Below are 9,580 nucleotides of genomic sequence, written 5' to 3' on the forward strand. Positions count from 1 at the left end.
CGCCCCTGGCCGCGGCGGCCATCCCCGGCGCCGCCGACGCGCGGCTGAAGGAGCTTTACGAAGCCGAATGGGCGTGGCGCCAGAAGGAGTTCGCGCGCCGCGTCGGCGATCCGCCCTTCACCGCCTCGGCCGACCATCTGCCGCGCGTCGATGCCGCGACGCAGGCGGCACGGCAGGCCTATTGGAAAAAGACACTCGCGGCGCTCGACGCGATTCCCGTCGATCAATTGTCGGAAAATGAGAAGATCAACGCCGCGGTCTTCCGTACCAGTCTCGAGGCGTTCGTTGCCGAGGGCAAGTACCGGATGTGGGAGATGCCGTTCAACGCCGACAGCCAGTTCTGGTCGGGGCTGAGCGCGCGCGATGCCTGGCCTTCGATCGAGGAATATCAGCGCTATATCGGCCGCATGCGCGACATTCCGCGCTATTTCGACGAGCAGACCGTCAATATGCGGGCCGGGCTCAAGCGCGGCTTCAGCGTCCCGCGTGCCTCGCTCGAAGGGCGCGATGCGACGATCGCGGCCTATGTCGACACCGACGTGGCGAAGAACCCGTTCTACAGCGCCTTCACCAAAATGCCCTCGACGATCCCCGCCGCCGATCAGGAGCGGCTGCGTGCCGAAGCGCAGCAGGTGATTTCGGGGACGGTCGCGCCCGCCTACGCCAAGCTGCTGACCTTCTTCAGGGACGAGTATCTGCCGAAGGCGCGCACAACCTTGGCGGCCGAGGCGATGCCCGACGGCAAGGCCTTTTATCAGGCGCAGATCAGGGAATATACGACCACCGCGCTGACCGCCGAAGAGATCCACCAGATCGGACTCAAGGAAGTCGCGCGGATCACCGCCGAGATGGAGCAGGTGAAGGAAAAGGCCGGCTTCAAGGGCGACCTTGCCGCGTTTATCCACTTCCTGCGCACCGATCCGCAATTCTATGCGAAGACGCCCGAGGAACTGCTCGCCTTCTCGGCGCTCGTCGCGAAGCGCGCCGACGGCCAGCTCAAATATACGATCGGCTTCCTGCCGCGCTACCGCTTCACGATCCTGCCGGTGCCCGACGCGATCGCCCCGACCTATACATCGGGGCGCGGCGGGCTCGATGCATGTCTGATGAACACCTATGATCTGCCGTCGCGCCCGCTGTACCAGATCCCCGCGCTGACGCTTCACGAATGCGTCCCCGGGCACAGCTTCCAGGCCGCGGTTGCGCTCGAGACGACGAAATGGCCGGCCTTCCGCCGCCAGACCTATTTCTCGGGCTATGGCGAGGGCTGGGGCCTCTACACCGAGTGGCTGGGCACCAAGATGGGCATCTATCGCACGCCCTACGAGGATTTCGGACGGCTTTCGTTCGAGATGTGGCGCGCGTCGCGGCTCGTCGTCGATACAGGCGTCCATCATTATGGCTGGAGCCGTGAAAAGGCGATCGACTATCTCGCAAGCCACACCGCGCTCGCGCAGCACGACGTCGAGACCGAGATCGACCGCTATATCAGCTGGCCGGGACAGGCGCTCGCGTACAAGCTTGGCGAGATCACGATCCGGCGGCTGCGCGCCGAGGCAGAAGCCAAGCTCGGACCGAAGTTCGACCAGCGCAAGTTCCACGACACCTTCCTCGCACTGGGCTCGGTGCCGCTTCCTGTGCTCGAACAGCAGCTCCAGAAATTCATAGCCGATGGCGGCGAAGGTCCCAACGCCGTCGCGCCCTGACCCTCGATAAAACAGACAATCCCCAGGAGAGACCATGCGTATCAACAGCTATCCGCTCGCTATCGCGCTTGCCGCGATCCTCGCCTTCCCGGCGGTTGCCGAAGAGAAGACGAAACCCGATCCGGCGAAAACCGAAGCCGGAAAGGATGAGCCCGAAGAGGATATCGCCCGTGCCAGCGCCGAAGAGGACGCGCAGCCGAAGCGCGGCAGCGTGACGGTCGCGGGGCGCACGATCGCCTATACCGCGACCCCCGGCACGCTCACGATCCGCAACGACGATGGCGAGGCGGTGGCGAGCATGTTCTATGTCGCTTATGTCGCGGACCGGCCGAAGGGCGCGGCGCCGCGCCCGGTGACCTTCACCTTCAACGGCGGGCCGGGGTCGTCGAGCATGTGGCTGCATATGGGGTCGATCGGCCCCGTACTCGTCGAAACGCCGACTGCGGGGAGCACTGCGCCCGCACCATATCGTATCCGCAGCAATCCCGAGACGATGCTGGACAAGACCGACATTGTCTTCCTCGACGCGATCGGCACCGGCCTGTCGCGCCCGATCGGCAAGTCGAAGGGCCCCGAATTCTGGGGCGTCGATCAGGATATCGACGCCTTTTCGCGCGGGATCATGCGCTACCTCACGATCAACGACCGCTGGGACAGCCCCAAATTCCTGTTCGGCGAAAGCTACGGCACGCTGCGCGGCGCGGGCCTCGTCTATGCGCTCCAGCAGCGCGGGGTACAGATGAACGGCGTCGTGCTGCTGTCGTCGATCCTGAACTATGGCGTGCGCCAGCCAGGCTACGACCAGATTTACCTCACCTATCTGCCAAGCTATGCCGCGACCGCCTGGTATCACAACCGGCTGGCGAACAAGCCGGCGGCGCTCGAACCCTTCCTGACCGAAGTACGACAATGGACGACGGGGCCTTATGCATCGGCGCTCGCCAAAGGGTCGGATCTCGGCGACGAGGAACGGCAGGCGGTCGCGCAGCAGATGAGTGCCTATACCGGGCTACCGGTCAAATATATTCTCGACGCCGATCTTCGCGTCGAACTGTCGCGCTTCCGCAAGGAACTGATGCGCGACCAGAAACGCACCGTCGGGCGGCTCGATTCGCGCTTCGTCGGCTTCGATGTCGATTCGGCGGGGGAGAGCCCCGAGTTTGACACCACCGATGCGGCGATCAGCGGGCCTTATGTGGGCGCGCTGAACAAATATCTGTTCGGCACGCTCGGCTACAAGACCAAGCTTGCCTACCGCCCCAACTATTATGTCAAGATCGGCGGCGGCAACTGGGATCAGCGCCACCGCGCGCCGGGCGGGCGACAGGGCGGCGCCCAGATGGCGCTCGCCAACACCGCGCTCGACCTGTCGGCGGCGATGCGCCAGAATCCGTATCTGAAGGTGCTGTCACTCAACGGCTATTACGACATGGCGACACCCTTTTTCGGTGCCGAATATGACCTGAAGCATATGCAGATCGACCCGTCGTTGCGGGCGAATCTGACCTATCATTATTATGAGTCGGGTCACATGGTTTACATCAATCCCGCGGTCATCGGGCAGTTCAAGAAGGACCTCGACGCCTTTTACGACAGCGCGACGCGCGGCGGCTAAGCGGGGAGGCGCCGCTGTCGTGGCGGGGACGATCTTTGATCGTCCCCGCCGCGAAACGGAAGCCGCCGCCTATTTCTTCAGCCCGATCTCGCGCAGCCGTTCCTGCAGATACGCGTCTGCGGTGATTGGCGTCGGATAGAGGTTCGGGTGCGAGGCGTCGACGCAGCTTTCGAGCGTTTCGATCGGATAGTCCGAGCGGAAGTGGAGGAAGAAGGGCATCGAGTAGCGCGCCACGCTTGCGCGACCCTCGTCCGGGTTGCGCACGCGGTGGGTGGTCGAGGGCAGCCTGTTGTTGGTCAGCCGCTGCAGCATGTCGCCGACGTTGACCGCCATCGCGCCCGGCGGCGGCGAAACGGGAAGCCAGCTGCCATCCTTGTCGAGGATTTCGAGGCCGGCTTCCTCGGCGCCCAGAAGCAGCGTGATCGTGTTGATGTCCTCATGCGCTTCGGCGCGGATGCCCTTCGCGGGCGCTTCGACCGGCGGATAGTGGAGAAGGCGCATCACGCTGTTGCCGTCGGCCACCGTATCGTCGAAAAAATCGGGGGCGAGGCCAAGATAGCGTGCGATGCCCGACAGAAGCCGGGCGCCGACGCGATCGAATTCAGCGAACAGCTTGTCATAGGCCGTACGGAAACCGTCGATTTCGGTGGGCCAGACATTGTTCGGCTGCTGCGCGGCGAGGCGGTGGCCCGCGGGCAGGTCGCGGCCGACGTGCCAGAATTCCTTGAGGTCGACCTCCTTCGCGCCTTTCGCGATTTCGGTCCCGAACGGCGTGTAGCCGCGTGCGCCGCCACCGCCGGGAATATGATAGGCGCGCTTCCGGTCCTCCGGCAGCGCGAAGAAGGCCTTCGCCTTCGCCCACGCCTCGTCGATCAGGGCGGGATCGATCCCGTGGTCGGTGATCATCGCGAAGCCGAAGCGTTCGAACGACGCCCCGAAATCCTTCGCGAACCGGTCGGCGGGAAGTGCCATGGAAATGACGGGAACGGCAGCGGTCATGCGGTTGAAATCCATCCGGTAGGGGCGGCGCCCGGCGGGCGCGTCATGAACCCCGATTTAGGCGCTGCGGTGTGCGGGTAAAAGGGAAAAAGGCGGTTCCACCCTGCGCGCCGCTCGGCTAAGCCCGCCGCCATGGCAAAGCAATATTGGCTGATGAAATCCGAACCCGACGCCTATGCGTGGGACCAGCTCGTCAAGGACGGCACCGGCATCTGGGACGGCGTGCGCAATCACACCGCCAAGCTCAACATGATGGCGATGAAGGTCGGCGACGAGGCGTTCTTCTATCACAGCAATATCGGCAAGGAATGCGTCGGGATCATGAAGATCACCGAGGAAAGCTTTCCCGATCCGACTGCCGATGAAGGATCGCCGTGGGTCGTGGTGCGCGTCGCGCCGGTGCGTGCGCTCGCCAACCCGGTGACGCTCGCGGCGATCAAGGCCGATCCGAAGCTTGCCGACATGGACCTGATCCGCCAGTCGCGGCTGTCGGTCGGACGCGTGACGTCCGATGAGTGGAAGCATATCCTGAAGAAATCGGAGAAGCCGGAAAGCTGATCCCGCGCCTCAGCGCGTCAGCGCAGCTTCACCTGCAGATGCGCCGCCACCGACGGGTGGAGCGGATGGACGAATTCGCAGCCCAGATCGTTGCCATCGGCGCGGCGGACAACGGCTTCGAGTGGATGAAGCCCGGGCAGGCTCACCCAGATCGTCTTGCCGACCTGCGGCCGGGCAAAGGTAACCATGCGAAAGCCGGTCGATGACAGGTCGAACAGCTCGACATCGAACGGGTTGAAACCGGGCTCGCGAAAGCGCGCGCGGGCCGACACGGGTGCCCGTGCGGCGCGTCGTCCCTGCGATGCGGCTTTGCGATGCGTCTGCACTTTTGCGAATCCCACCCGGTCGTTCGATCGCACAGGTCTATTGCGCCGTTGGTTATCCCGAAGTGAAGAAAGATGGTGAATTCAGGGAAGCGGAGGCGTGTCCCCGGTCGTCATCAAATGGCTGGGATACGCGGCGACGAGCGCTGCCGCGTCGCGCCATTCGGCGGTCAGCCAGCGCTCGTGATCCTCGGGATGCAGGATGACCGGCATCGCATTCGCCTGATATTGTTCGACGAGGCGGTTGGGATCGGTCGAGAGGATCGCGAAGCTCGGCCAGTCCTCGGCCTGACGGTGAATACCCGCGAAGGCGAAGATCGACCGCCCGTCGATCGCGACCCAATGCTGGCGCTTCGCGCCGGTGGGCCCGGACCATAAGGGAAAGCTGGTCGCGGGGATCAGACAGCGTAGCTCGGGATGGCGCAGCGTGCCGATCCAGAACGGGCTTGCGAGGTTGCGGACGTTGGCTACCGGCTGCGCACCGCGCGGCGGCGGCGGGACACCCCACAGCTTGGGACGCAGATAGCGCCGCGGTCCGCCGCGACTGTCGGGCACGATCACCGGCGCGGGCCGGCCGGGCGTAACATAATCGCCGGTCCAGGGGTCGCTGCCCGCATCGACCCCGAAAGCGGCGGAAATCGCCGCGGCGGACGCATCGAGGCGGTAGAGGTGCATCGCCCCGGCCGATCCTAGTCGAGGCGAACGCGGCCGCGTCCGGATTTCACGGTGCTGCGTGCCTTCTTGCTGTCGACCCGCCGCGCCTTTGCGGCCTTGCTCGGCCTGGTCTTGATGCGCCGTTCGGGGCGGACGAGCGCGGCGTCGACCAGCTCGTTCAGCCGCTGGCGCGCGTCGGCGCGGTTTGCCTCCTGCGTGCGAAAGCGGCGCGCGAGGATGACGAGTTCGCCCTCGGTGGTCATCCTGCTGCCCGCGAGCGTCTTCAGCCGGCGATAGGCGTCGGGCTCGAGCCCGAGCGCGTAGACATCGACGCGAAGCTGGCACGCGGTCGCGACCTTGTTGACATTCTGGCCCCCCGGTCCCGACCCGGCGAGGAAGCGTTCGGTGATCGCGCTTTCGGGAATGTCAGCCACGGGTCGGCGCCGCTCCCTCCGGCGCCGCGAAGCCCAGTGCGAGGAACGCGTCGGGGAAGGGCGCTTCGGCAATTATCGATGGCTTGACGTCACGTTTTACCACCAGCCGTTCGGCGTGGAGCAGTGTACGCGTTTTCGCGCCGCCGCGGCCGTAGACGGGATCGCCGACGAGCGGAAAACCGAGTCCTTCGAGCGCGTGGACGCGGAGCTGGTGGGTGCGGCCGGTCTCGGGGCGGAAGCGCAGCAGGCTGCGTGTCCCGACCACCGCGAGCTTTTCCCAATGCGATACCGATGGCTTGCCCTTGGCGTCGCCGACCATGCGCCAGCCTTCCTCGGCGGTCGATACCTTGGCAAGCGGCAGGTCGATCGTGCCGCCGTCTCCTTCGGGTATCCCCTCGACGATCGCCAGATATTGCTTCTCGACCTCACGGCTTTCGAACGCGCGGGTGAAGCGGCCGTGCGCCTTGGGATTGCGCGCGAGGAGCAGGCAGCCCGACGTGTCGCGGTCGAGACGGTGGACGGGAAGCGGCCAGCGCTTGAAACCGAAACGCAAGCTGTCGAGATGGTTTTCGAGGCTGAGGCTGCCGTCGCGCGGGGCATCGACGGGGAGGCCGGCGGGCTTGTCGACGACGAGGGCCTCGCCGTCGAGGAAAAGGACACGATCTGAAAGGAGCATGGCGCGCTATAGGCGAAGCGCCGCGCTCCGCCAATGCGAAGCTTGCGCGATGAACGCCATCCCGAGGCCGAAGCCTCGCTAAAGCCGTTCGCTCATGCCCTTGAGCGACATGCGCCAGAACTCGCCCAGCCGTCGCTGGAACAGCATCAGCTCGAATCCGTGGCGCGCGGCGTGTTCCTGCGGAATATTGTCCCATCCGCGATGTTCGACCGTGACGCGCGTTTCGCCGCCGACGGCCTCGAAGCGCACATCGACCTCGGTCGCCTGACCCGCCTTGAAACTCGGCAGCCGCCACCCGAACGCCAGCCGCTCGCCCGGAACCCAGTGCCGCACCAGCCCGATTTCCCATTCATCGCCATCGTCGAAACGCGTGACGAGCCGGCCCTCTGGCCCCTGGGGATCGAAGCGCAGCACGCCGTCGCCCTTGCGCGACAGCCGGAACAGCGGATGACTCTTCCACCACTGCCCGATGTCATTCGCAAAGGCGGCGAAGGCGACATCGGGCGACACGCCGACGCGCAGCGCGACGATCACCGCCGCGCCGCTCACACGCTGCGCTCGACGTGGGTTTTGAACGCGGCCAGCTGATGCGTCCACATCGCCTCGGTTTCGGCGAGCCATTGCCTGAGTTCCGCCGTCGCGCCGTCCTTGAGGTTGTAGATACGCACGCGCGCGTCGAAGTCGGGATGGCCATCCTCGACCAGCCCGCCTTCCTTCAGCGCGCGCAAATGCCGGCTCATTGCGGGCGGCGCGAGGCCGAGTTCGCCCGCGAGCTCGCCCGCGCTGCGCGGGCGTTCGCCGAGCAGTTCGACCGTGCGCCGCCGGACGGGGTCGGCGAGCGCGGCGAGCGTGCTATCGACGCGCGTGTTCAATCGTCGAGCCGCGTCTTGGTCGTGAAACCGCCCTCGGCGTCCCACTGCTCGGCGGTCTTTTCCTCGACCGTGACGCCAAAGGTCCAGATATGGCCTTCGGGATCCTTCGCGCGGTAGCTGCGGTCGCCATAGAATTGCGTCTCGGGCGCCGCGATGATGTCGGCGCCCGCAGCGCGAGCGCGTTCGCAATGCGCATCGATATCCTCCCCGACGCCCAGCTGGACATGGACCGACTGCGTATTCTTGCCGCCGATCGATTTCGGGCTCTTGTGATCGTCCGACCATTCGTTGCCGACCATGATCGCCGAATTGCCATAACCCATTTCCGAATGCGCGAGGTTTCCGTCGGCATCGAGCAGCACGAACAATGGCTCGAACCCGAACGCCTCCTCCAGCCAGCGGAACGCCGCCTTGCTGTCCCGATAGCTGACGGCGCTCGAAAGCCCCTTTCCGCGCGGATGATCGACCATGGCTCTTCTCCCGATTCGTGGATTTAATTTCTGCAATATAGAATATTTCTGATAAAATGAAAATACATGCGTTGCGCCCGGGCTATGCTAGGCAAAGCCATGACCGACGATCTCCGCAATCACATCGACGAAGCCATGAAACTCGCCGCCGCGCACCTCGGAAAAGGCCGCGTCGCCGATTACATCCCTGCGCTCGCGAAGGTCGATCCGGGCAAGCTCGGCTTCGCGCTTGCGCTCCCCGACGGCACTGTCCACGCGTCGGGCGATGCCGACGAGCCCTTTTCGATCCAGTCGGTGTCGAAGGTCTTCACGCTCGCGCTCGCGCTGCGCCGCGTCGGAAGCGCGCTGTGGGACGGCGTCGGGCGCGAACCGTCGGGATCGGCGTTCAACTCGATCGTCCAGCTTGAAAGCGAGCAGGGCATTCCGCGCAATCCGCTGATCAACGCCGGCGCGATCGCGACGACCGACAGGCTGATCGACGGGCGGAGCGGCGATGTGGTCGCGGACGAGATCGTCGATTTCATGCGCGCGCGCGCGTGCGACGACAGCGTCGGGATCGACTTCGATGTCGCTTTTTCCGAATCGGAAACCGGCGCGCGCAACCGCAGCCTTGCGCATTTCATGGACGCCTTCGGCAATCTGAAGCATCCCGTCGAAACGGTGGTCGGCGTCTATTTTCGCCAGTGCGCCATCGCCATGTCGTGTCGCCAGCTTGCACGCGCAGGGCTGTTTCTCGCGATGGAGGGTCGCGATCCGCTGACCGGCGAGCAGCTGATCGAACCCCACCGCGCGCGGCGCATCAACGCGATCATGATGCTCTGCGGCCATTATGACAATTCGGGCGAGTTCGCCTTCCGCGTCGGCCTGCCGGGCAAGAGCGGGGTTGGCGGCGGCATCCTGTGCATCGCTCCGGGACAGGGAGCGATCGCGGTCTGGTCGCCCGCGCTCAATACGGCGGGTACCTCGCTGGCCGGCGCTGTCGCGCTCGAACATTTCGCCTATGCCGCCGGCTGGTCGGTGTTCGATTAGTCCACATGGCGGCCGAAATCGATCTGGATCTGGCCGATCTTCGCGCGGTCGTGGCCTATGCGGTCGGTAACGCGGAGCAGGTGCTGGCCATCTTCGAACGAGGCCACGCGTCGGACAGGCGTCCGCGCGAAGCTGTCGCTGCGGCACGGACATTCGCGCGCGGAGGCGAGCGCGTGAGGGCGCTCCGCGATACCGCCTGGGCGGCGCACAGGGCCGCGCGGGAAACCGGCGATCCGGCGGCAAG

General features: G+C 65.3%; 13 protein-coding genes. 5 read left to right on the forward strand and 8 right to left on the reverse strand.

Features of this window, described 5'->3' with window-relative positions; all coding sequences use genetic code 11:
• Positions 1-5: 5 nt before the first annotated feature.
• Together VN047_RS14465 and VN047_RS14470 are read left to right on the forward strand one after the other, a co-directional pair.
• A complete protein-coding gene (locus tag VN047_RS14465; RefSeq protein ID WP_325543842.1) occupies positions 6-1,706 on the forward strand; it encodes a DUF885 domain-containing protein in 1,701 nt (566 codons plus the stop codon).
• 34 nt (positions 1,707-1,740) lie between these two features.
• Positions 1,741-3,321, forward strand: coding sequence for a S10 family peptidase (locus VN047_RS14470; RefSeq protein ID WP_325543825.1), 1,581 nt, complete (start codon positions 1,741-1,743; stop codon positions 3,319-3,321).
• A 69-nt stretch (positions 3,322-3,390) separates the two neighbouring features.
• Here the strand turns inward: VN047_RS14470 and VN047_RS14475 are convergent, their stop codons facing one another.
• A complete protein-coding gene (locus VN047_RS14475) occupies positions 3,391-4,320 on the reverse strand; it encodes an isopenicillin N synthase family dioxygenase (protein WP_325543826.1) in 930 nt (309 codons plus the stop codon).
• A gap of 132 nt (positions 4,321-4,452) precedes the next feature.
• On the opposite strand from VN047_RS14475, the gene VN047_RS14480 reads away from it, so the two are divergent.
• Entirely contained in the window at positions 4,453-4,878 is a 426-nt protein-coding gene (locus VN047_RS14480) for an EVE domain-containing protein (RefSeq protein ID WP_325543827.1), read from the forward strand.
• A gap of 17 nt (positions 4,879-4,895) precedes the next feature.
• Here the strand turns inward: VN047_RS14480 and VN047_RS14485 are convergent, their stop codons facing one another.
• The 7 genes from VN047_RS14485 to VN047_RS14515 all read right to left on the reverse strand — a co-directional run bounded on the left by VN047_RS14485 (position 4,896) and on the right by VN047_RS14515 (position 8,307).
• Positions 4,896-5,204: a PilZ domain-containing protein gene (locus VN047_RS14485; protein ID WP_325543828.1), complete on the reverse strand. Its 309-nt coding sequence runs from the start codon at positions 5,202-5,204 to the stop codon at positions 4,896-4,898.
• 81 nt (positions 5,205-5,285) lie between these two features.
• The gene (locus VN047_RS14490; RefSeq protein WP_325543829.1) at positions 5,286-5,876 is read right to left on the reverse strand and encodes an SOS response-associated peptidase family protein; all 591 of its coding nucleotides are present in this window, start codon (positions 5,874-5,876) and stop codon (positions 5,286-5,288) included.
• Between the two features lie 14 nt (positions 5,877-5,890).
• Positions 5,891-6,289, reverse strand: a complete 399-nt coding sequence (gene arfB / locus VN047_RS14495; RefSeq protein ID WP_325543830.1) for an alternative ribosome rescue aminoacyl-tRNA hydrolase ArfB — start codon at positions 6,287-6,289, stop codon at positions 5,891-5,893.
• A complete protein-coding gene (locus tag VN047_RS14500; RefSeq protein WP_325543831.1) occupies positions 6,282-6,965 on the reverse strand; it encodes an RNA pseudouridine synthase in 684 nt (227 codons plus the stop codon). Before VN047_RS14500 ends, arfB begins: the two co-directional genes overlap by 8 nt.
• A gap of 78 nt (positions 6,966-7,043) precedes the next feature.
• Positions 7,044-7,514 carry an SRPBCC domain-containing protein gene (locus VN047_RS14505; RefSeq protein WP_325543833.1) on the reverse strand — a complete coding sequence of 157 codons (471 nt, stop codon included), beginning with the start codon at positions 7,512-7,514 and terminating at the stop codon, positions 7,044-7,046.
• The gene (locus tag VN047_RS14510; protein ID WP_325543835.1) at positions 7,511-7,837 is read right to left on the reverse strand and encodes a metalloregulator ArsR/SmtB family transcription factor; all 327 of its coding nucleotides are present in this window, start codon (positions 7,835-7,837) and stop codon (positions 7,511-7,513) included. Before VN047_RS14510 ends, VN047_RS14505 begins: the two co-directional genes overlap by 4 nt.
• Positions 7,834-8,307, reverse strand: coding sequence for a VOC family protein (locus VN047_RS14515; RefSeq protein ID WP_325543837.1), 474 nt, complete (start codon positions 8,305-8,307; stop codon positions 7,834-7,836). Before VN047_RS14515 ends, VN047_RS14510 begins: the two co-directional genes overlap by 4 nt.
• A gap of 99 nt (positions 8,308-8,406) precedes the next feature.
• Here VN047_RS14515 and VN047_RS14520 point away from each other — a divergent pair, with 99 nt between their 5' ends.
• Both VN047_RS14520 and VN047_RS14525 read left to right on the forward strand, forming a co-directional pair.
• Positions 8,407-9,336: a glutaminase gene (locus tag VN047_RS14520; protein WP_325543839.1), complete on the forward strand. Its 930-nt coding sequence runs from the start codon at positions 8,407-8,409 to the stop codon at positions 9,334-9,336.
• 5 nt (positions 9,337-9,341) lie between these two features.
• On the forward strand, positions 9,342-9,580 hold a 239-nt coding region (locus VN047_RS14525), incomplete at its 3' end, for a putative immunity protein (protein WP_325543840.1).

Origin of the sequence: Sphingopyxis sp. (genome assembly GCF_035565275.1) — a bacterium.
Taxonomy (GTDB): domain Bacteria; phylum Pseudomonadota; class Alphaproteobacteria; order Sphingomonadales; family Sphingomonadaceae; genus Sphingopyxis.